The organism is Mesorhizobium sp. C416B, assembly GCF_030323165.1.
Classification (GTDB): Bacteria; Pseudomonadota; Alphaproteobacteria; order Rhizobiales; family Rhizobiaceae; genus Mesorhizobium.
The window spans coordinates 463,908-484,172 of the sequence record NZ_CP100471.1; the positions used below are offsets into that span (position 1 = coordinate 463,908).

Genomic DNA, 20,265 nt, shown 5'->3' on the forward strand with positions numbered 1-20,265 from the left:
CAAGCTATTTCGTTTCGCTGAGGACTTCGTCCCAGGTCTTCACCTTGGTTTCGCCATTGAGGAAGGGCAGTGCCGCGGCCGTCAGCTCCGGTGCGAAGAATACGTCGTAGTGGGTGCGATTGGGAATGATGGCCAGCCGGTTCTGCGACAGGTTCTCACGCATCCAGCCGGCATCCTTCAGCCCGCCGCCGATCATCTGGTAGAACCTGATCTCGTGCTCGGGCTTGTACATGTCGCTGTCGCCATAGGCCAGCATAACTGGCATCTTCAGCTTCGCCACATCGGCGGAATAGTCGTAATCCTTGCGCATGAAATTGCCCAGCGCATCGAGCAGTTTGGGGAAATCGTCGGGACGTGGGGCGACGGCGACGTAGGATTTGTACATCGGCGTGTCCTTCATGAAATCGGCGGCGGCCGCGCTCACCTGCGCCTGCTGGCCACGCATCTCGTCATAGAAGCCATTGGCGGCGAAGCCGGTCGAGACCAGGACCAGCCGGCGCACCGTCTCGGGATGCTGGACGGCCATACGGAAGGCGACGCCGCCGCCCAGCGAATAGCCAAGCACGTCGACCTTGTCATAGCCGAGCGCCTTGACGATACCAGCCATATCGTCGCCCATCCCCTCAAGGCTGAAGGGTCGCTCGCCGAGCGCGGTGCGGCCATGGCCCTGCAGGTCGACGGCAATGATGGTGCGGTTCTCCGCCAGTCTAGGCAGCAACGGCGCGAACATGTCCGACGTGCCAAGGCCGCCATGCAGCAGAAGCAGCGGTTCGCCCTCGCCGTAGACGGCATAGTAGTAATTCAGGCCGTCGATCGGCAGCAGGCCGGACTTTTCCGGCTTCGGCATGGCTGTTGCTTCGGTGGTCATGGCGGGCTTGGTCTCCACTGCATTGGCTGGGCCGGGCGCTGCAAACAAGGCAGCGACCGAGGCAAGAATGGCGAAATAGATTGGTCTGGACATGTCGGTCTCCTCGGGTTCCGCCCCAAGGACGAGCGAGCACGCCGCATGCCGACATGCCCTGCGAAAAAATCCGCGGAAGAATGACCGGTTTGGCTGTTTTCGATCGGGTCGCGCGCCTCAGTGGCGCTTGGCCTGCACCAGATAGGCGTCGATCTCGGTCTCGCCGAGCCATTTGGCGGCTTCCAGCCGGTGCAGGCCCTCGACCAGGATGTGGCGCTTGCCGTCATTGCGAACCTGGATCGGCGTCTTCATGCCGTTTTCCAGTATGTCTTCGGCCAGGTGCCGGACCGTTTCGGGATGCAGCGTCTTCTTGCGCGCCGTCGGCACGTAGATGTCGTCGACCTTGACCTTCTGCACTCTCAGCATGCCGGCTCCCGAGGCGGAACATACCGCCTCGCCTGAGATAGTCGGTTTGCCGGGTGCGGCCAAGAGCGGCCAAGCAATTGTGTCGTATGCAATTGCTGGCCCGATCGTTTCCATTTGACGCTTGGCCGGCAGATGGCCGAAATGGCGGCCTGTCACTTTTCCGGTGTTCATGACCCATCTGCCAACCGAATTTCCCGATTTCGGACTGACGCCCGAGCAGCGCCGCGAGGCAGTGCGCGGCCATTACTATGAATGGCCGGGAATGGACGGCGAGCGGGGCGAGATCTGGTGCTATTCTGATCGATTTTCCTACCGCGCCGGCGAGACCGTGACGCTGCATGTCAGCTCGACGGCGCCGCGCTTCAGCATTGTCATTGTCCGCGACGGCGGCAGCGAGACAAAGGTCTTCGAGCAAACGGGGCTTTCGGCGCGCTGGCAGGATACGCCCGACCAGTGCTCGGTCGAAGGCTGCGGCTGGGAGGCGTCTTTCGAATTTCGCATCGGCGACGATTGGCCATCCGGCGCCTATCGGCTGACGCTGACGGCGGACGGGCGCGAGCCCATCCATTGCCATCACCTCATCATCGTCGCGCCCCTGCCCGGCAGAAAACCCGGTCGCGTGCTGCAGGTGGCGGGGACCGGCACCTGGCTGTCCTACAACACATGGGGCGGCTCCAACGCCTATCAGGGCATCACCGGCCCGGGCCGCGACCAGTATGCGCGCATGGTGTCGACGCAGCGGCCTTGGTGCCGTGGCTTCGTGGTGTTGCCCAAGGACGCGCCGCGCGTGCCGCTGGAGGTTGCCGTGCCGCCGAAAACAGTGCCGCGCTATCCGCACATGGAATGGGCGTACGCCACGGGACATTCGAAGAAATACACCTCCTCCGGCTGGGCGAGCTATGACAGCCACTTCTTCCGCTTTGCCGAGCGCGCCGGCTATGGCGTCGATCTCGCCAGCCAGCACGATTTGCACTTCTCGCCCGAAATCCTCGATGGTTATGACTGTGTGGTCTTCGTCGGCCATGACGAGTACTGGACCTGGGAGATGCGGGACGCCGTCGACAGCTACGTCGAGCGCGGCGGCCATGCGGCGCGCTTTGCCGGCAATTTCATGTGGCAGACAAGGCTCGAGGACGAAGGCCGCCGGCAGGTCTGTTACAAATACCGCGCGCGGGCCGAAGACCCGGCCTATGGCGGCGACGTCACCCGCGCCACCAACTCCTGGGAAGCGCCGGAGATCGGCCGTCCCGGCGCTCTGACCTTCGGCCTTAACGCAACGAGGGGCGTCTATGCCGGCTGGGGCGGCTGCGCGCCGCGCGGCGTGCGCGGCTTTCCGGTCTATCGGCCCGAGCATTGGGCCTTTGCCGGCACCGGAATCTATTATGGCGACCTGCTTGGCGCCGACAGTCATGTCTATGGCTATGAGGTCGACGGGCTCGATTTCGAGATCCGCGGCGGCCTGCCCTATCCGACACCGGACAGCGGTGCGCCTGACGGGCTGCAGGTGCTGGCCGTCGGCATGGCGAGCCAGGTCGAGGAAAGCGCCGATATCCCGATCGAGGACCAGTTTCTCACCGACGAGGATGGCCGCTTTACGGCCGAAACGCTGTTTGGCGAGGCGACCGACGCCAATCTGGAAAAGGTCAAACGCGGCAACGGCATGATCGTCAATTTCCCGCGCGGCAAGGGCGAGGTTTTCCACGCCGGAAGCTGCGAATGGGTCGCCGGCCTGCTCAGGCAGGACCCGATGGTCGAGCGCGTAACCAGGAATGTAATCGATCGCTACCTCGGAAAGTCCTGACATGCAGAAGCCCTCATCAACTGGTTCAGAAACGCGCGCGCCCTCGCACCTGTTCTACCTCTCCAGCCTGCGCCGGCCGCTGATCGACCGCGCCGAAGGCATTTATATGTGGACGCAGGACGGCCGCCGCTTCATCGACGGATCGAGCGGGCCGATGGTCGCCAATATCGGCCATTCCAACCGCAACGTGCTCGACGCCATGAAGCGGCAGATGGACCGCGCCACCTTCGCCTACCGGCTGCATTTCGAGAACGAACCGGCGGAAGAACTGGCGCGGGAACTCGCCGGCAAACTGCCGGAGGGCATGGACCGAATCTTCTTCGTCTCCGGCGGTTCGGAGGCGACGGAATCCTGCATCAAGCTGGCGCGGCAATGGGCGGTCGCGACCGGCCAGCCGAAGCGCTGGAAGGTTATCACGCGTTTTCCCTCCTATCATGGCGGCACGCTGGGTTCGCTTTCGATAACCGGCGACGATGCGCTGGCCGAAACGTTCACACCGATGATGCGGGTGATGCCGACCGTGCCGGCGCCGACGGCATGGCGCGACCGCGACAATCTTTCGATGGAGCAGCGCGGCGTCCGCTATGCCGACATGCTGGAGGAGAAGATCCAGGCCGAGGGCCCGGACAGCGTGCTCGCCTTCATCATGGAGCCGATCGGCGGTGCGGCGACTTCGGCCCTCGTCGCACCGGACAGCTATTATCCGCGTATACGCGAGATCTGCGACCGCTACGGCATCCTGCTCATCCATGATGAAGTGATGAGCGGCGCCGGCCGCACCGGAAAATTCCTTGGCGGCGACCATTGGAACTGCAAGCCCGACATCGTCGCGCTGTCGAAGGGGCTTGGCTCCGGCTATGCGCCGCTCGGCGCGCTGGCCGCCCCGATGCGGCTGGTCGAGCCGCTGCTGGCGTCGGGCGGCTTCCAGCATGGCCACACCTATGCTGGCAATCCGCTCGCCTGCGCGGCCGGGCTCGCCGTGCTCGGCGAGATGGACCGCCTCGACCTGATCGCCAATGCCGCCGCGATGGGCGACGTGCTGATGGACGGGCTGAAAGGGCTGGCGAAGCGTTTTCCGTTCATCGCCGATGTCCGAGGCAAAGGCCTGCTCACCGGCGCCGAGATGGTTGCCGATCCCGAAACTCTACGGCCGATCGAACAGGGCAAGAAAGCCACGCAGCGCCTGCTCGACCTCGCCTACGAGCGCGGGCTGATCATCTACGGCCGCAGGGTCAAGGGCGGTGTAGACGGCGACAATTTCATGGTGGCGCCGCCGATGATCGTCACGGCTGAAGAGGTCGGCGAGATCATTTCCATCATCGGCGATTCGCTGGAAGTTCTGGCCGCCGAACTCGACCTGCCGGTCGAAGGCTGAGGGCTAAAGAATGGCGCCGAGGAAAGTCATCATCACCTGCGCGGTCACTGGCTCGGTGCACACCCCGTCCATGTCGCCCTATCTGCCGGTGACGCCGGACCAGATCGCGACCGACGCCATCGCGGCGGCCGAGGCTGGCGCCTCAATCCTGCATCTCCACGCCCGCGATCCCAAAGACGGCCGGCCGACCGCCGATCCTGAGGTGTTCATGCAGTTCCTGCCGCGCATCAAGCAAGCGACCGATGCGGTGATCAACATCACCACCGGCGGTTCGTCGCTGATGACGCTTGACCAGCGGCTGGCGGCACCACTGCGGGCCGAGCCGGAAATGTGCTCGCTCAACATGGGCTCGATGAATTTCGCGCTGTTCCCGATGCTCGACAAGCCAAGGGAGTGGCAGCACGAGTGGGAACCAAAGCTGCTCGAAGCCACGCGCGACACCATCTTCAAGAACACCTTTGCCGATATGGAAGGCGTGCTCGAAAAGCTCGGCAAGGGCTGCGGCACGCGCTTTGAGTTCGAATGCTACGATGTCGGCCATCTCTATTCGCTGGCGCATTTTCGCGACCGCGGGCTGGTGTCGGGGCCGCTGTTCATCCAGTTCGTGCTCGGCATTCTCGGCGGCATCGGCGCCGATCCCGACAATCTCATCCATATGAAGCGCATCGCCGACAAGCTGTTCGGCGACAGCTACCAGTTCTCGGTGCTCGCCGCCGGCCGCCATCAGATGCCCCTGATCTCGATCGCGGCGGCGATGGGCGGCAATGTCCGCGTCGGGCTGGAGGACAGTCTCTACGATGGACGGCAATTGGCGAAATCCAATGCCGATCAGGTGCGCAGGATACGCGCCATTCTCGACGGGTTGTCGCTGGAAGTCGCAACGCCGACCGAGGCGCGCGAGATGCTGGCGCTGAAGGGTGGCGATAGGGTGGCGTTTTGAGATGATTGATCTGCGATGATGGCGTTCTGGCACACCCCCCTCTGGCCTGCCGGCCATCTCCCCCTCAAGGGGGGAGATCGGATGTCACTGCGGCCTTCGCCAATCTCAATCGTTGCAAAATGGATGGCAGCGCCAAAGCTGCCAATCTCCCCCCTTGAGGGTGAGATGTCCGGCAGGACAGAGGGGGGTGCCTGGGTGCCTTGCCTATCGTGAGTACAGTCACCCTCCGCCCCGGCACCATCGACGACGTCGACACCATCCATGCCGCGCTGCTCAAGCTCGGCACCCATATCGGCGCGCATCAGGAGATCACGTCCACTGCCGACGATCTCCGCCGCTACGGCTTTGGCGACAAACCCGCCTTCTCCACCCTGATCGCCGAGATCGGCGGCGATTTTGCGGGGCTCTGCCTGCATTTCCCGATCTTCTCGACATGGATGGGGCGGCCCGGCGTCTATATCCAGGACCTCTATGTCGAGGACCGGTTTCGCGGCCGCAAGATCGGCGAAAGACTGCTGCGCCGGGTCGCGCGCGACTGCCGCCGGGATGGCGGCGCCTATCTCAGGCTGTCCGTCGACACCGACAATGACGGCGCCAAGGCTTTTTATGAGCGGCTGGGCATCGCCTGGTCGAGCTACGAGCAGACGCAGAAGATTGTTGGCGATGCCTTTTTCGCCTTTGCCGATGCAGCGCAGGATGGGGACGCGGAATGAAAGCCTTCTTTGCCGAGGAGCAGAAACGCCACGACCCGAAGGCCTTTCTGTCCAGCGGTGCGCCGCAGCCCAATCCCGAACAGCCGGAGCGGGTAGAGCGATTGTTAGCCGGCGCAAAATCCGCCGGATTGATGATCGAGCGGCCCAGGGAACATGGCCTAGGCCCGGTGGCGGCCGTGCATACGCCGGAGTATCTCGCCTTCCTCGAACACATTTTTGCGCGCTGGCAGCGCATCGAGGGCGCATCCGCGGAAGTCATCCCCAACATCCATCCACTGGCCCGCACAGGGTCCTATCCGGCCTCGGCGGTCGGCCAGGCCGGCTACCACATGGCCGACACCGCTTGCCCGATCTCGGCCGAAACCTGGCACAGCGCGCTGTGGAGCGCCTGGAGTGCAGTCGAGGCAGCCGAAGCGGTGATATCGGGCGCGCCTGCCGCTTATGCGCTCTGCCGGCCGCCCGGCCATCATGCCTTTGCCGATGTCGCCGGTGGCTTCTGCTTCATCAACAACTCGGCGGTCGCAGCCCAGGTGTTGCGCAAGCAGGCGGCGCGGGTGGCGATCCTCGATGTCGACCTGCATCACGGCAACGGCACGCAAGGCATCTTTTATACGCGTTCCGACGTCCTGACGGTGTCGCTGCACGCCGATCCGGTGCGCTTCTATCCGTTCTTCTGGGGCCATGCCGATGAGCGCGGCGAAGGTCCGGGCCTCGGCTATAATTTCAACCTGCCATTGCCGCGCAAATCAGCCGACGCGGAGTTTCTGAAGGCCCTCGAAGTGGCGTTCCAGCGTATCCGCGCCTTTTCGCCGGACGCGCTGGTCGTGGCGCTCGGTCTCGATGCGTTCGAGGGCGATCCGTTCGGCGGGCTTGCGGTGACCACGCCCGGTTTCTCGCGGATCGGCGAGGCAATTGCCAAGCTTGGCCTGCCGACGATTATCGTCCAGGAAGGCGGCTATCTCTGCGACGCGCTCGGCGACAATCTCACGGCGTTCCTCACCGGTTTCGGCGGCAAACAGCGATAGCTGACTAGCGCTGCTGCCTCAGCATGGCGATCACCCGGTGCACGCTTTCCAACGTCTCGTCGATCTCTGCCGCCGTGTTGTAGTGCGCAATACCGATGCGCACGACTCCCTGCTCGGCCGGAATGCCGAGATGGTGGACGATCTCCCAGGCGTAGTTGTGACCCGACCATAGAAAAATGTTCTCGGCATTCATCTGCCGCACGATCGTCTCTGGCACGATGCCGTCGACGGTGAAGGACACGGTCGGCACGCGCTCAATGACACGCTTCTGATCTGTGATGCCGCGGATGGTCAGGCCCTCAATGGCGGACAGCCCATCGATCAGCCTCAGCGCCAGCGGGTTTTCGTAGGCGATCGACACTTCGTATGCCTTTGCGATCTTTTGCCTTCGCGAACCGCCCTCGCCGGCCGAAGCACCGAGTTCGGCGAAGTAATCGACCGCTGCGGTAAGTCCGGCCATCAGTTCGATCTGTGGCGTGCCGAGCTCGAAGCGCTCCGGCAGGCCATTGGACGAGCAACGGCATTTGTAGGGTTGCAGCGCATCGATGATGTCTCGACCTCCCCACAATATCCCCATGTGCGGGCCGAAGAACTTGTAGGCCGAACAGATCAGGAAGTCGCAGCCGAGGTCCTGCACGTCGACCAGCCCGTGCGGCGCGAACTGCACGGCATCGACATAGACGAGCGCGCCGGCCTGTTTGGCGATGGCCGTCAGCGCCTTGACCCGGTTGATCGAGCCGGTGAGGTTCGACGCATAGTTCAGCGCAACGAGTTTTGTCCTGTCGGTAAGCAGAGCGCTGAGCGCCGCCTCCTCGACCTGCCAGCTGTTCTCGTCGAAGGGCAGGAAGCGCACCACAAGGCCGAGGTCCTCGGCCAGCTGCAGCCAGGGCGAGACGTTGCCCTCATGATCCATGCGGGTGACGATGATCTCGTCGCCGGGCTTGAAGTCGCGACCGAGCGTACGCGACATGTGATAGGTCAGCGTCGTCATGTTGGCGCCGATGATTATTTCCTCCGCGCTCGCTGCACCCAGGAAATCGGCCATCGCCGCATGGGCGTCGTCGAACACCTTTTGCGCGGCAAGCGTGGTTTCGAAATAGCCGCCGAGATTGGCGTTGGTGGTGAGGAGGCAGCGCGCCACCGCGTCGGCAACCGCTTGCGGCACCTGGGTGCCGGCCGGATTGTCGAGATAGATGCGCCGGCGGCCCTTGTCGGTCAGGTCCAGCGCCGGAAATTTTCCCCTGACGGTCTCGATCGGAAAATCCATGGCTGTCCCCTTCCCCTTGTCTTTGCTCGGCAATCCCGGCCAAACGGTCTGCTTATGGGCACGGATTGCCGACGCGCTGGTGGATCGCATCCACGCCCTTCTGCATCTCGTCGGTCCAGGTCACGTCGGCTGACGACAGCGCCATCTCAAGCTGGGCAATCGTCGTCGCGCCGATGATGCTGGACGTGACGAAAGGCCGGCTGGCGACATAGGCGTTGGCAAACAGCGCCGGTTCAAGGCCGAAGGAACGCGCCAGTTTGTTGTATGCGAGCTGCGCCTCCGCCGCATTTGGCGTCTCGTAGCGCTGGCCGCGGTTGAACAGCTGCGAGCGCGAACCCTGCGGCCGTGCGCCGTGGTCGTATTTGCCGGTGAGATAGCCCTGCGCCAGCGGCGAATAGGCGAGAAAGCCGACATCCTCGCGTTCGCAGGCCTCGGCGAGGTTCACCTCGAACGTGCGGTTGACCAGATTGTAGGCGTTCTGCAGCGAAACGACGCGCGGGCCGACGCCCTTGTCGGCCTCGGCGATGAAGCGCATGACGCCCCAGGAGCTTTCGTTCGACAGGCCGAGATGGCGGATCTTTCCCGCCTTCACGAGTTCCTCGAAGACGGCGAGTGTCTCGGCGATCGGCGTCTCGCCGGGCGGCGCGCCAACGGCATCGGCACGGCGCGGCACAGCACCCACGCGGGTCGGGTTGGCGCCCCAGGGGATGTCGCGCTCCGGCCAGTGGATCTGGTAGAGGTCGAGATAGTCGGTGCCGAGCTTGGCCAGCGATTTGTCGATGGCGTCAAAGATGTCGGCGCGCACCAGTTTTGACGGCCGGTCGCCACGAAACCAGCGGTTGGCGGTGCGGCCGACCACTTTCGAGGCCAGGATGACCTTGTCGCGATTGCCCTTGGCCTTCATCCAGCTGCCGATGAACTTCTCCGTCCGCCCCTGCGTCTCCTCCTTGGGCGGTATCGGGTAGAGCTCGGCCGTGTCGATGAAATTGACCCCGCGCGCAAAGGCCAGATCCATCTGCGCATGGCCATCGGCCTCGGTGTTCTGCTGGCCCCAGGTCATCGACCCCAGGCAGATCTGGGTAACAAGAAGATCGGTCCGACCGAGACGGCGTTTGTGCATGGGGTTTCTCCGGCGGGAGGTTTGCGCGGCTACGCGGGAAGGAAGCCGCATGTATAGGGAAAGCGGCGCCGCTCTCCAACCCTCAGGGAACCCGACTTTTGCGTGAACCCTGGAAAAGTCAGCGCCGGACGCCGGCCAGCGCGCGCCGCTTGGCCTCATCGATCAGCATATTGGCCACCTGCATGCGGATCATGGCGCGCTGGCGCAGATGCGGCGCGACGCGGTCGGGGTGGTTGGCGAAGGCGAAGCTGCGGCGCATGCGGCCGAGATCGGCGTTCTTGACTGGATGATCGAGGCCGAGCTCGACGGCGATCGCGTCAGGGTCGATCGGCGGCAGCTTTTCCTCGGGCTTTGCCTCCTCGCCGGCCAGCGCCAGCTTGGCATGATCGAGAAGGGCGGCAAATTCTGCGGCCAGATCGGCTCCCGCCTCGCGGTATTCGGCGGCGAATGTTTCGCCCGAGACCTTGATGCGGCCGGAATGAAGCTCGTCGGCCACGGAGAGATAGTCGAACGGGATCGACGGCCGGGCGCTCGTCTCTTCCGCCGCCTCATCCTTGTCGGAGGCAACGAACAGATCGTCGAGCAAGGAAGCGAAATCCCGCTTGGCGCCGATGTCAGCCTCCCCCTCGTTTAAGCGTGCGAACAGAGCCGGTCGCAGCATAGAACCGGCTCGTTAAAAATGAATGCCGCTGATCTTAACCAGTTTAGGCGTTTGCGAGGCTTGCGCGGGCCCGGTTGGCGATGTGCAAGACCCAACAAAAAGCCGGACTGCATTTGCATGCAGTCCGGAAATTCGCCAGGAGTGGCGAGGAAAAGCCGGCCATGTGCCAGCGTCTATGCATACGGTGGGGATGCGCCACAAGTTTCAGCGCACGCGGCAATTGTGCCGAAAAAAATTCGCTTGGAATGGCTGCCATGCAAATGCTGCACTGCACAATCTTCACAATTTTCCTATACTCGGCGCCGTGGAGGATCAACAAGGGGCCGAATCATGGGGTTCTTCACTGAAATGTTTGCCCGTCCGCGTCCGCAGGAGCATCTGCGTTATCGTTCCGCACTGGCGTTGCTGCATTCGATGAGCAATGCCGACCGCGCCGACATCGGCATCAAGCCGGCCGACTTCCCGCGCATAGCCCGCGAAATGTCACCGCGTTGATCAAGGCCTTGGCGCCGAACCAGCGTCAAACGAAGTTTCCCGGCAGCGACCGGGAAACCTCGGAATGCCGAATTCGTCAACGATTCCCGAGATAGGCACCCTTGGTCAGCGGCACGCCATTGTGGCGCAGGATGTCGTAAGCCGTGGTCACGTGGAAATAGAAGTTGGGCATGGCGACATGCAGCAGATACTGCATGCCGGGCATCGAGGCTTCGCGCTGGCCAAACTTCAGTTCGACCACCCTTTCATCCGAACCATCGAATTCGGCGGCCGAGAATGACGCCAGCAGATCGAGCGTCTTGGTCAGGCGCGCCTGAAGCTCGGCGAAGGTCGCTTCATTGTCTTCGTATTTCGGCACCTCGCGACGGGCCAGCCGTGATGGCGCGCCCTTGGCGTGGTCGGTGGCGACCTGCACCTGCCTGACCAGCGCGTACATGTCGGGCGCCAACCTCGCGGTCAAAAACACCTGCGGGTCGATCTTGCGCTCGGTTGCATTCTGTTCGGCCGCCGACAGCACGCCGGACAGCGCCTTCAGCCTGGCCGAAAACACCGGCACCGAGGCTTCATACATCGATAGTGTCACGTTCAAATCTCCATTGCGGCTGAAGCGCCGACGGCGGGACGTAGCGCCTTCCCGGAGGATTTTTCAAGCGTCACCACGTCGCCGCAATCTCTATGATAGACTCCTTCGTGGTGGAGATTCTCCGATGAGACGCGTCTTTCTGGCAGCGGCCGCCTTTTGCTCCCTTGCCGCATCCGGCCAGGCTGTGTTCGCCGACGATGAACCGGCAGCCGATGACCAGGCCCCTTACGTCGATGACAGGTCAGACGCCGAGGCCGTCATCCGCTCGCTCTACAGCGCCATCAACCGGCACGAATTCGCCCGCGCCTGGGCTTACTACGGCGATACCAAGCCGGCAAAGGATTTCGATACCTTCGTCAAGGGCTATGACGGCACCGGCAGGGTCGACGTCGAAACCGGTGCTGTTTCCGACGAGGGCGCAGCCGGCAGCATCTATTACAGCGTTCCGGTCGCCATCCGCGCCACCGGCAAGGACGGCAACGAGGCGGTCTTCGCCGGCTGCTACACGCTGCGCCAGGTCAGCGCTCAGATCCAGGCCCCGCCATTCCGCCCGATCTTTATCGACAAGGGCGCGCTGAAGCCGTCCAAGGCCGATTTCGAGGAGGCTCTGCCGCCAAGCTGTGGTGACGGGCCGCCGCCGCCGAAGAAGGACACCGCACTCGAGCAGGTGAAGAAACTGTTCGCCGCCGATTATGGCGATCAGTGTGACAAGCAATTTCTCGGCGAGGAGCCGAACATCTTTTCGATCAAATACAAGGCAAAGGACGCGGCTGCCAGCGATCCCGACAAGGAAACGCGGCTTTTCGAGTTCTACTGCCAAGCGGCAGCCTATAACGCAAGTTCGGTCTACTACATGACCGACGAAGTATCGGGCGTGCGGCAGTTGCAGTTCACCGAGCCCGAAATGGATATCCGTTACGAGAACAATGACAGCGACGGCAAACTGCTGGGCATGGATATCATCGGCTTCCGCACATCCGGCTGGGCGGCCAATTCCGAATATGACGAAGACGCCAAGACGCTGACCACGTTCAACAAATGGCGCGGCATCGGCGACGCCTCGGACAAGGGGATATACCTGTTCCGTAACGGCGATTTTTCCCTCGTCCAATATGATGTGGACGCGTCTTACGATGGCGAGGAGAACCCGCAGACGGTGGTCGACTACAACACCGCGCCGTAGGGATCTTATCAGGAACCGCCGCGCTCAAGCAGTCCTTCACATTCGCCTTCTCGTTTCAGGCCGGGAACGCATCGGCCGGAAGAAGGCGCGAATGTCCTCGACCAGAAGACTCGGTTCCTCCAGCGCAGCGAAATGGCCCCCTCGCGGCATCGATGTCCATCGCTGAACGTCAAAGACCCGCGCCACCCAGGATCGAGGCGGCATCGGCAACTCGCGAGGGAAAAGCGCTACCCCAAATGGCGGCGAAACGCGTTCCAGCGTCTCGAACGCAAGAGGGAACAGTCGATTCTCCTTGTAGAGCCGCAAGGACGAGGTGAGCGCGTTGCTGAACCAATAGAGCGAAACATCCGTAAGGAGCGTGTCCATGCCGAAGGTGCGCTCCACGTCACCGTCGCAATCGCTCCAGCTACGGAACTTCTCGATCATCCAGGCTGCGAGACCGATCGGCGAGTCTGTCAGCGCATAAGCAAGCGTCTGAGGCTTCGTGCCCTGCAGATGGGCATAGGCGCCCTCCGTTGCCGTCCAGGCCGCGGCCTTTTCCAGAAAGGCCTGCTCCTCAACGGTGACAGGTGGCAGACCTGCACCCAAGGGTGGCCGATAGCTCCCGGGAATGTAATTGACGTGGACGCCAAGCACGCTTTCGGAATGGAGCCGTGCCATCCAGGCGGAAACGCCTGCGCCGATGTCGCCTCCTTGGGAAGCGAAGCGGTCGTAGCCGAGCCCGCGCATCAACTGTACCCATAACTCCGCGATGCGGCCGGAATGGAAGCCTGGTTCCGTCGGCGCCTGCGAAAAGCCGTATCCGGGCAAAGAGGGAACTACCACGTGGAAAGCGTCGGCCGGGTCACCACCATGGGCAGCTGGGTCTGCCAGCAATGGAATGACGTGTTCCATTTCGATGAACGAGCCGGGCCAGCCATGCGTTATGATCAGCGGCAGCGGCGCCGGTCCGTTGCCTGGCTGGTGGACAAAGTGGACATCTAGGTTGTTCAGCCTCGTCAGATATTGCGGCAGCCGGTTCAGCCGCGCCTCTTGCACTCTCCAGTCGAAGCGGTCTCGCCAGTAATCCGCAAGGCGCTTGATGAACGGCAGCTCGGCCCCATCGTTCCAGCCCGCTTCGCTTAGCGGAATTGGCCATCTTGTTGCGCTAAGCCGGCGCTGGAGATCTTCAAGTTGTTCGTTCGGAATTTGGATCTTGAAGGGGTGAGCGTCCATCGCTGTGCTTCCGATCTGTTGGATCATATCAGCCTACACCAGTAAGGATATCGGCCGAACCATGATCGCCAAAACCAACGGGCACCTCTGGGCGATATGCGTCAGGGCGCTTTCGACAGCATCCAGTTCAGCGTTTGGCGCCAGTCGACCATGCGGATCGGCGTGCCATGGGTGCCGGTCTCGAACCGGACGAACCGGGTCGGATAGGCTTTCGAGTTCGCAATGATGGAGCGGAAGAAGGCTTCCTGCTTCTCCACGGGAAAGACCGGGTCCTTGCTGCCCTGGCCGAAGAACACCGGCACATGGCGCCTGTAGGCGGGGCTCGACAGGAAACTGTCATCCCATAGCGAGCCGAGCAGCAGCAGCCCGTTTATGCGCCGTCCCGTATCGTTGCGGCCGGCCAGCTTCCAGCACAGCATGCCGCCCATCGAGCCGCAGGCGACGAAGATTTTCGCGTCCGGCGAAGCCTCGGCATAGTGGCCGATCAGCGCCGCGACCTGGGCCGCGCCCTTGTCGCCGAAATCGGTGAAATCCGGTGAGAGGTAGAGGCCGCCATTGCCGGCCATCAGGTTCTTGATGCGGTTGAAATTGCCGCCGAAGGTGAAGTCGTCGACGCCCTGCTTGCGGCTGCCGCCCTGCCCGTGCAGGTAAAGCACGATGATGCCGGCGCCTTCGGTCTTGCCGACGGCGACATGCCTGACATCGCCGGCATCGGTTTTCAGCATCAAATCCCGCTGCACCTTGCGCACGCCGGTGTCGGTATACTTAGCCTGCACGCGCTTTTCCGGCACCTCGTCGCGGTCGTTGATGTCGCGCATCTCGCGATAGTCGATGACGGTGTAGGCGCCTTTGTCCGTGGACGAGAGCGTCGCCGGATAGGCGAAGAGGTCATCCTTGTAGGGTTTTAGTTCGAGCGCGTCCGCGTGGGCGGCGGAGAACAAGAAAAGAAGTGAAACCAGAAGGGTATGGAACGCGGCTACCCCCTCTGGCCTGCCGGCCTGGCCGGCAGGCCAGAGGGGGGTAGAAGCGCTGAGGCAAGTAAAGAGAGAGCCATGCTAAAGGCATGCGTTTTTCGGCTTCGCTTTGTCAATCCTGCAGCACGCCGCCGGCGTCTTCGAGCGCCTCGCGGGTGTCGACGTCGACCGACGCGCCGTCGCCGATCTCGACGTCGATGACATCCAGTCCCTCGGCCTCGACCAGATGGCGGGCGCCGGTGTCGCCCTCGAGGTGAGCGATGCCTCCAAACAGCGCGCGTGGCAGCAGCACCGGATTGCCGCGGCGGCCGTCATGGGCGGCACGCACCACTGAGCGGCCGCCGTCCCTACGGAAGGCCTCGATCAACCGGTCGAGATCGGCCGATGAGATACCCGGCATGTCGCCGAGGACGATCATGGCGCCGGCCGCCTCGGCTCCAACGCGGGCAATGCCGGCTTTTAGAGACGAGGACAGGCCGTCGGCAAAATCCGAATTGTCGGCGAAGATCACGTCGAGGCCCGAGAGCGCGGCGTGCACCCGCTCGCGCTGATGGCCGGTGACGACAACGGTGGCAGAAGCCTTGGAATCGAGCGCCCGTTCAGCGGTGCGGCGCACCAGCGGCTTGCCGTCGAACAGCGCCAGAAGCTTGTTCGGCCCGCCCATGCGGCTGGAGCGACCGGCGGCCAGAAGCACGATCTCGACCTTCAGCCCGGCTCTCGCCGGCAGCGGCTCGCGCGGCTGCGGCCTGGTCGGGATTTCCATCAAGAGGCCGCCAACGCCCATGCCGGCGATGTCCTTGGCGGTGACGTCGAGACCGGCGATCAGCCTGTCGAGCACCCAATCGAAACCGTTCTCCTTGGGGCTGCGGGCGCAACCGGGCGCGCCGATGACGCGCTTGCCGTCCAGCGTGCCCAGCACCAGCAGATTGCCGGGATCGACCGGCATGCCCGCGCGGATCACCGTGCCACCTGCTGCCTCGATCGCCGCCGGAACGACATCGTTGAAATCGCTCATCGCCGAGGCGCCGAAGATCACCACCATGTCGTTGTCGCGCGCCAGCGCGGCCGCTGCCTCGGCTACAGGCGCGATCTCGTGCGGCGTGCGGCGCTCCGTCGTCAGCCGACCGCCGGAGCGTGCCAGCCGGGCCTCGGTGACGCGCAGCGTTTTGTCGAGCACGCTGGGCTTGATGCCGGGCAGCATCGTCTGAATGACGCCGATGCGCACCGGATGGTAGGCGTTGACGGCGAAGATCTCGCCGCCGGCGCAGATCTTTGTCACCGCATCGACAAGGGCCGAGGCAACGGCGAACGGGATGATCTTGACCGTCGCCACCATCTGGCCCTGCTCAACCGGCGCGTGCTGCGCCAGCGTGGCGATGGTGATGGTCGGGTCGACCGCATTGATGGCGTCGATCATGGCGGCATCGACGGTGAAGAGACCGGCGGCCTTGGCATGGAGGTTGACGCGGCCGGTCGCGGCCGGTTTTGCCTCGATGTTGCGGTGGGCCATGCTGGCAGCAATCTTTTCGGCCGCCGCATCCTCGCTGAAGTCATCGGCGGCAAGCACCGCCACGACGATCTCGGTAATGCCGGCCGCCTTCAGCACCGCCACGTCCTGCGTGCTCAGCCTGTGCGCCTTGCGGAAACGCCGCTCGCCCGCCGTCGTGGCATGCGCCAGCACCGCGCCTTGCGCCTGATCGATCGGGATCGGCCCGAACTTCACGCCGCCGCGCCTTTGGCTTCGAGACCGCGCGAGCGAAAGGCGTGGATCGTCTGCGCCAGGATGGCGACGGCGATCTCGGCCGGGCTCGCCGCGCCAATGTCGATACCGATCGGTGCGTGGATGCGGGCGATCTGGTCGGCGCTGGCGCCGAGCGCCAGTAGGCGCTCGACGCGCCTGGCGTGTGTTTTGCGGCTGCCGAGTGCGCCGACATAGAAACAGTTGGCGTCGAGCGCGGCCTTCAGTGCGAAATCGTCGATCTTCGGATCATGGGTGACGGCGGCGAGCGCCGTATAGCTGTCGAGCGGCTGGCGCTTCAGCACATCCTCCGGCCATTCGGCATGCAGGGCTACATCGGGAAAACGGTCCGGGGTGGCGAAGGCGGTGCGCGGATCGATGATCTCCAGGGGATAGCCGGCGATCCTGGCCATCGGCGCCAGCGCCTGACTGATATGGACGGCGCCGATCACCACCAGGCGCGGTTGCGGCAAATGCGCGTTGAGGAAGAAGGTTCGCCCTTCCGCCTCGACCGAACCCGAATTGCCAGTGCGAAACGCCTTGGCGATCGCTGCTCCAAGATCGCCGGCGACGGGATCGCCTTCACGCACGATACGGTCGCGGCCGTCGCCGAGATCGGTCACTAGGATCGCCGCACGGCGGGCACGGCGTTCGGCATTGAGGGCTTTGAGAGCGTAGGGATCCATGCCTAACCGAGCCGCTCCACATAGACCTTGATGCGGCCGCCGCAGGACAGGCCGACCTGCCAGGCGGTTTCGTCGGCAACGCCGAACTCCAGCATCTTCGCTTTCCCCGAGTCGATAACGTCCATCGCCTCGCTCACCACAGCACCCTCAACGCAGCCGCCCGAGACCGAGCCGTGAAAATTGCCTTCGGCGTCAATGACCAGATGACTGCCGGCCGGCCTCGGCGCCGAACCCCAGGTCTCGACCACAGTGGCGATGGCGACATCCTTGCCGTCCTTCATCCAGCCTTCCGCGATGATCAAGGGGTCGCGGGCCTCATCGAGATAGATGCTGTTGTCCATGATCGCTTGCCTCAAAGTCTGTTTTTCTCTGGGAGCCTGTTTTTCGGAATCCAATATGGCTATGCGGCGCGCCTGACACCAGCGTCCAGCCAGCGACGCGGATCGACCGAAGCGGCCGATTTCTTGTCCAGCGAGGCGCAGAGGTCGGCCAGCGCATCGAGATTGTGTACCGAGCGGAACTCGTCGACATGAGGCAGCATCGCTCTGACGCCGCGGGCCCGCGCCTCGAAGCCGCCAAAGCGCAGAAGCGGGTTGAGCCAGATCAGCCGCCGGCAGGATTTGTGCAGGCGATCCATCTCCTCCGACAGGCCGGAAACATCGTCGCGCTCCAAACCGTCGGTGATTAAAAGCACCACCGCGCCCTGCCCGAGCACGCGGCGTGACCAGTGCTTGTTGAACTCCGCCAGCGTATCGCCGATGCGGGTGCCGCCCGACCAGTCCTTGACCGCCGCCGAGCAGTCGGCAAGGGCGGCATCGGGGTCGCGATGGCGCATCTGCCGCGTGAGATTGGTCAGCCGCGTGCCGAAGACGAAGGTGTGCACGCGCCGCCGTTTTTCGGTCAGCGCATGCAGAAAGTGCAGGAAGATGCGCGTGTACTGGCTCATCGAACCGGAGATATCGGCGAGAACCACCAGCGGCGGATGCACTTCGCGGGCTGAGCGGAATTTCGGCAGGATCAGTTCGCCGCCGGTGCGCGCGGCCGAGCGCATCATGGCGCGTGGATCGATACGGCGGCCATGCAGGTCTGCCTTGAAGCGTCGGGTACGGACCATGTCGAACGGCAGCCGCAGCCGGGCAATCGCCTTCTTGGCGTCTGCCATCTCGTCGGCATTCATCTGGGCAAAGTCCTTGCCGCGCAGCACTTCATTCCCGGAGAAGGTTAGCCGGGCGTCGACTTCGATCTCCGGGATTTCCCTGACCGGCCGATTCTTCTCGTGGCCTTCGAACATGGCCTGGCTGACGCGGTTTTCTGCCGCGCGCGGCTTTTGCTTCTCCCTGGTGTCAGGAGCCACCGGCGAGAACATCGCCAGAAGTTTCTCGATCAGCTCGCGCGATTTCCAGAACAGCCGGAAGGCTTCGTCGAAAACAGGGTGATCTTCGTGCCGCGACACAAGCACGGCATGCAGCGTCCAGTAGAAATCGTCGCGCGAACCGATGCCGGCGGCCAGCACCGCCTCGATCGCATCCTTGACCGAAGCCGGCCCGACGCGCATGCCCGCTTTGCGCAAGGTGCGGGCGAAATAGACGATGTTGTCGGCGATGCGCCCGTCTTCCGTCGCCTCTCTGGGTTCGGGCGCCTTCACTTGCCCTACTCCGCCGCCGCCAGCTCGGCCTTGACCTCGTCGAGGATACGCCGGCCCTCGCCCGCGCCGATGCGGGCAATGTCGTCCTGGTATTTCAGCAAAACGCCGATCGTGTCGGAGACGGTTTCGGGATCGAGCGCCACCTTGTCGAGTTCGGTCAGCGCGCCGGCCCAGTCGATGGTCTCGGCAACGCCCGGCGCCTTGAATAGTTCGACTTGGCGCAGCTTCTGGATGAACGACACCACTTCGGCCGAAAGCCGGCTGTTGGCCTGCGGCACCTTGCGCCGCACGATCTCCAGCTCGCGCTCGGCATTGGGATAGTCGACCCAGTGATAGAGGCAGCGCCGCTTCAGCGCGTCGTGGATTTCGCGCGTGCGGTTGGTGGTGATGATGACGATCGGCGGTTCCTCCGCCTTGATCGTGCCGAGCTCGGGCACCGTCACCTGGAAATCGGACAGGATTTCGAGCAGGAATGCTTCGAAAGCCTCGTCGGTGCGGTCGAGCTCATCGATCAGGAACACCGGGGCCGCACCCGCCTTGCCGGTCAGCGCATCGAGCACCGGGCGGCGGATCAGGTATTTTTCGGAAAAGACATTCCGCTCCATGTCGGAGCGGTCGACCGAGCCTGCCGCCTCCTCCATGCGGATCTCTATCATCTGCGCGGCGTAATTCCACTCATAGACAGCGGACGAGACGTCGAGCCCTTCATAGCATTGCAGGCGGATCAGCCGGCGGCCGAGTGCCTGCGCCAGCACCTTGGCGATCTCGGTCTTGCCGACGCCGGCCTCCCCTTCAAGGAACAGCGGCCGCTGCATGCGCAGGGACAGGAACAGCACCGTTGCCAGCGAGCGGTCCGCGACGTAGTCCGCGCCGGTCAGGAGATCGAGCGTTTCGTCGATCGTCCGCGGCGCGGGGCGCGGTTTCAGCTCGGTCATTCTTTCTCCGTTGCCGCCTCTGCTCCGCTCTGCAGCACGTGGTAGTCGCGGGCGTGGTAGATCAGCGGCCGCAAATTATCGCCCATGCGCAGGCCTGTCACCTTGCCAAAAAGCACACGATGGGTGGCGAGATCCTTGGTGTCCATCAATTCGCAGTCAAAAACCGCAAGAGCGCCCTTCAGGGTAGGCGCGCCGGTCGATATGACGTCCCACTCGCCAAGCGCGAAACGCTCATCGGCAGACAGCCCGGTCAGGCCTGAAAACGCCACCGATAGGGGCTGCTGGTGCGAAGCCAGCGTGTTCAGCGCAAACCGGCGGTTTTGCACGAAGAGCTCGTTCTTGGCATTCTCGCGGTTGAGACAGACGAGAACCGTCGGCGGCGTGTCCGACACCGAACAGGCCGCAATCACCGTCGTGCCGCGTTTGCCGGCGGGACCGTCAGTGGTCACCACATGGACGTGGCCGGCAAAATGCGCCATCGCGTCGCGATAGGCCTGCGGCCCTATGTCGTTCAACTTCAACACTGATGATTTTCCATAAGCGGGAACCCAAGCGTTATATATGGCGGCACACAATAGGCCA

21 protein-coding genes are annotated in these 20,265 nt (G+C 63.5%); 7 read left to right on the forward strand and 14 right to left on the reverse strand.

The genetic code is table 11. The annotated features are described in order from the left end of the window. Positions 1–4: 4 nt before the first annotated feature. Complete coding sequence (locus tag NLY43_RS02370; RefSeq protein ID WP_023711467.1) at positions 5–961, reverse strand: alpha/beta fold hydrolase; 957 nt, start codon at positions 959–961, stop codon at positions 5–7. A 117-nt stretch (positions 962–1,078) separates the two neighbouring features. Then, positions 1,079–1,327, reverse strand: a complete 249-nt coding sequence (locus tag NLY43_RS02375) for a ParB N-terminal domain-containing protein (RefSeq protein ID WP_023694150.1) — start codon at positions 1,325–1,327, stop codon at positions 1,079–1,081. A gap of 169 nt (positions 1,328–1,496) precedes the next feature. Between NLY43_RS02375 and NLY43_RS02380 the strand changes: the two genes are divergently transcribed. The 5 genes from NLY43_RS02380 (at position 1,497) to NLY43_RS02400 (ending at position 7,181) form a co-directional block, all read left to right on the forward strand. Then, positions 1,497–3,128 carry a N,N-dimethylformamidase beta subunit family domain-containing protein gene (locus NLY43_RS02380; RefSeq protein ID WP_023711468.1) on the forward strand — a complete coding sequence of 544 codons (1,632 nt, stop codon included), beginning with the start codon at positions 1,497–1,499 and terminating at the stop codon, positions 3,126–3,128. Position 3,129: 1 nt separating this feature from the next. Beyond that, entirely contained in the window at positions 3,130–4,503 is a 1,374-nt protein-coding gene (locus tag NLY43_RS02385) for an aminotransferase family protein (RefSeq protein ID WP_023690163.1), read from the forward strand. Between the two features lie 10 nt (positions 4,504–4,513). Then, positions 4,514–5,443: a 3,5-dioxohexanoate:acetyl-CoA acetone transferase gene (gene kce / locus NLY43_RS02390; protein WP_023711469.1), complete on the forward strand. Its 930-nt coding sequence runs from the start codon at positions 4,514–4,516 to the stop codon at positions 5,441–5,443. Between the two features lie 209 nt (positions 5,444–5,652). Beyond that, on the forward strand, positions 5,653–6,156 hold the full coding sequence (locus tag NLY43_RS02395; protein ID WP_031196820.1) for a GNAT family N-acetyltransferase: 504 nt from the start codon (positions 5,653–5,655) through the stop codon (positions 6,154–6,156). Next, a complete protein-coding gene (locus NLY43_RS02400; protein ID WP_023711470.1) occupies positions 6,153–7,181 on the forward strand; it encodes a histone deacetylase family protein in 1,029 nt (342 codons plus the stop codon). Before NLY43_RS02395 ends, NLY43_RS02400 begins: the two co-directional genes overlap by 4 nt. 4 nt (positions 7,182–7,185) lie before the next feature. Here the strand turns inward: NLY43_RS02400 and NLY43_RS02405 are convergent, their stop codons facing one another. The 3 genes from NLY43_RS02405 to NLY43_RS02415 form a co-directional block, all read right to left on the reverse strand. Continuing rightward, on the reverse strand, positions 7,186–8,448 hold the full coding sequence (locus tag NLY43_RS02405; RefSeq protein ID WP_023711471.1) for a cysteine desulfurase-like protein: 1,263 nt from the start codon (positions 8,446–8,448) through the stop codon (positions 7,186–7,188). Positions 8,449–8,500: 52 nt separating this feature from the next. Then, on the reverse strand, positions 8,501–9,568 hold the full coding sequence (locus NLY43_RS02410; RefSeq protein WP_023711472.1) for an aldo/keto reductase: 1,068 nt from the start codon (positions 9,566–9,568) through the stop codon (positions 8,501–8,503). Positions 9,569–9,686: 118 nt separating this feature from the next. Beyond that, the gene (locus NLY43_RS02415; protein ID WP_023706484.1) at positions 9,687–10,229 is read right to left on the reverse strand and encodes a hypothetical protein; all 543 of its coding nucleotides are present in this window, start codon (positions 10,227–10,229) and stop codon (positions 9,687–9,689) included. Between the two features lie 330 nt (positions 10,230–10,559). On the opposite strand from NLY43_RS02415, the gene NLY43_RS02420 reads away from it, so the two are divergent. After that, on the forward strand, positions 10,560–10,724 hold the full coding sequence (locus NLY43_RS02420) for a hypothetical protein (RefSeq protein WP_023711473.1): 165 nt from the start codon (positions 10,560–10,562) through the stop codon (positions 10,722–10,724). A 76-nt stretch (positions 10,725–10,800) separates the two neighbouring features. On the opposite strand, the gene NLY43_RS02425 is transcribed toward NLY43_RS02420, so the two are convergent. Further along, complete coding sequence (locus NLY43_RS02425; protein ID WP_023669071.1) at positions 10,801–11,307, reverse strand: DUF1993 domain-containing protein; 507 nt, start codon at positions 11,305–11,307, stop codon at positions 10,801–10,803. A gap of 124 nt (positions 11,308–11,431) precedes the next feature. Between NLY43_RS02425 and NLY43_RS02430 the strand changes: the two genes are divergently transcribed. Further along, the gene (locus NLY43_RS02430; protein ID WP_023711474.1) at positions 11,432–12,490 is read left to right on the forward strand and encodes a DUF1176 domain-containing protein; all 1,059 of its coding nucleotides are present in this window, start codon (positions 11,432–11,434) and stop codon (positions 12,488–12,490) included. A gap of 36 nt (positions 12,491–12,526) precedes the next feature. Here NLY43_RS02430 and NLY43_RS02435 read toward each other — a convergent pair whose 3' ends face one another. The 8 genes from NLY43_RS02435 to NLY43_RS02470 form a co-directional block, all read right to left on the reverse strand. Beyond that, entirely contained in the window at positions 12,527–13,732 is a 1,206-nt protein-coding gene (locus NLY43_RS02435) for an epoxide hydrolase family protein (RefSeq protein ID WP_245260293.1), read from the reverse strand. Positions 13,733–13,806: 74 nt separating this feature from the next. Beyond that, positions 13,807–14,646 carry an alpha/beta hydrolase gene (locus tag NLY43_RS02440; protein WP_023711475.1) on the reverse strand — a complete coding sequence of 280 codons (840 nt, stop codon included), beginning with the start codon at positions 14,644–14,646 and terminating at the stop codon, positions 13,807–13,809. A 145-nt stretch (positions 14,647–14,791) separates the two neighbouring features. Beyond that, complete coding sequence (locus NLY43_RS02445) at positions 14,792–16,402, reverse strand: NTP transferase domain-containing protein (RefSeq protein ID WP_023711476.1); 1,611 nt, start codon at positions 16,400–16,402, stop codon at positions 14,792–14,794. Next, a complete protein-coding gene (locus NLY43_RS02450; RefSeq protein ID WP_023711477.1) occupies positions 16,399–17,103 on the reverse strand; it encodes an XdhC family protein in 705 nt (234 codons plus the stop codon). The genes NLY43_RS02445 and NLY43_RS02450 overlap by 4 nt, the downstream gene beginning before the upstream one ends. Before the next feature lie 2 nt (positions 17,104–17,105). After that, positions 17,106–17,444 (reverse strand): XdhC family protein, encoded by a 339-nt coding sequence (locus NLY43_RS02455; RefSeq protein ID WP_023711478.1) that lies wholly within the window; start codon positions 17,442–17,444, stop codon positions 17,106–17,108. 59 nt (positions 17,445–17,503) lie between these two features. Beyond that, complete coding sequence (locus NLY43_RS02460) at positions 17,504–18,748, reverse strand: vWA domain-containing protein (RefSeq protein ID WP_023711479.1); 1,245 nt, start codon at positions 18,746–18,748, stop codon at positions 17,504–17,506. A 5-nt stretch (positions 18,749–18,753) separates the two neighbouring features. After that, on the reverse strand, positions 18,754–19,683 hold the full coding sequence (locus NLY43_RS02465; RefSeq protein ID WP_023711480.1) for an AAA family ATPase: 930 nt from the start codon (positions 19,681–19,683) through the stop codon (positions 18,754–18,756). Continuing rightward, positions 19,680–20,207 (reverse strand): flavin reductase, encoded by a 528-nt coding sequence (locus tag NLY43_RS02470; protein ID WP_023711481.1) that lies wholly within the window; start codon positions 20,205–20,207, stop codon positions 19,680–19,682. The genes NLY43_RS02465 and NLY43_RS02470 overlap by 4 nt, the downstream gene beginning before the upstream one ends. Between the last annotated feature and the right edge of the window lie 58 nt (positions 20,208–20,265).

Bases quoted from the DNA above. Each gene is read 5' to 3' on its own strand.
- NLY43_RS02370 (WP_023711467.1), bottom strand. From the start codon at position 961: ATGTCCAGACCAATCTATTTCGCCATTCTTGCCTCGGTCGCTGCCTTG.
- NLY43_RS02375 (WP_023694150.1), bottom strand. From the start codon at position 1,327: ATGCTGAGAGTGCAGAAGGTCAAGGTCGACGACATCTACGTGCCGACG.
- NLY43_RS02380 (WP_023711468.1), top strand. From the start codon at position 1,497: ATGACCCATCTGCCAACCGAATTTCCCGATTTCGGACTGACGCCCGAG.
- NLY43_RS02385 (WP_023690163.1), top strand. From the start codon at position 3,130: ATGCAGAAGCCCTCATCAACTGGTTCAGAAACGCGCGCGCCCTCGCAC.
- kce (WP_023711469.1), top strand. From the start codon at position 4,514: ATGGCGCCGAGGAAAGTCATCATCACCTGCGCGGTCACTGGCTCGGTG.
- NLY43_RS02400 (WP_023711470.1), top strand. From the start codon at position 6,153: ATGAAAGCCTTCTTTGCCGAGGAGCAGAAACGCCACGACCCGAAGGCC.
- NLY43_RS02405 (WP_023711471.1), bottom strand. From the start codon at position 8,448: ATGGATTTTCCGATCGAGACCGTCAGGGGAAAATTTCCGGCGCTGGAC.
- NLY43_RS02410 (WP_023711472.1), bottom strand. From the start codon at position 9,568: ATGCACAAACGCCGTCTCGGTCGGACCGATCTTCTTGTTACCCAGATC.
- NLY43_RS02415 (WP_023706484.1), bottom strand. From the start codon at position 10,229: ATGCTGCGACCGGCTCTGTTCGCACGCTTAAACGAGGGGGAGGCTGAC.
- NLY43_RS02420 (WP_023711473.1), top strand. From the start codon at position 10,560: ATGGGGTTCTTCACTGAAATGTTTGCCCGTCCGCGTCCGCAGGAGCAT.
- NLY43_RS02430 (WP_023711474.1), top strand. From the start codon at position 11,432: ATGAGACGCGTCTTTCTGGCAGCGGCCGCCTTTTGCTCCCTTGCCGCA.
- NLY43_RS02435 (WP_245260293.1), bottom strand. From the start codon at position 13,732: ATGATCCAACAGATCGGAAGCACAGCGATGGACGCTCACCCCTTCAAG.
- NLY43_RS02450 (WP_023711477.1), bottom strand. From the start codon at position 17,103: ATGGATCCCTACGCTCTCAAAGCCCTCAATGCCGAACGCCGTGCCCGC.
- NLY43_RS02455 (WP_023711478.1), bottom strand. From the start codon at position 17,444: ATGGACAACAGCATCTATCTCGATGAGGCCCGCGACCCCTTGATCATC.
- NLY43_RS02465 (WP_023711480.1), bottom strand. From the start codon at position 19,683: ATGACCGAGCTGAAACCGCGCCCCGCGCCGCGGACGATCGACGAAACG.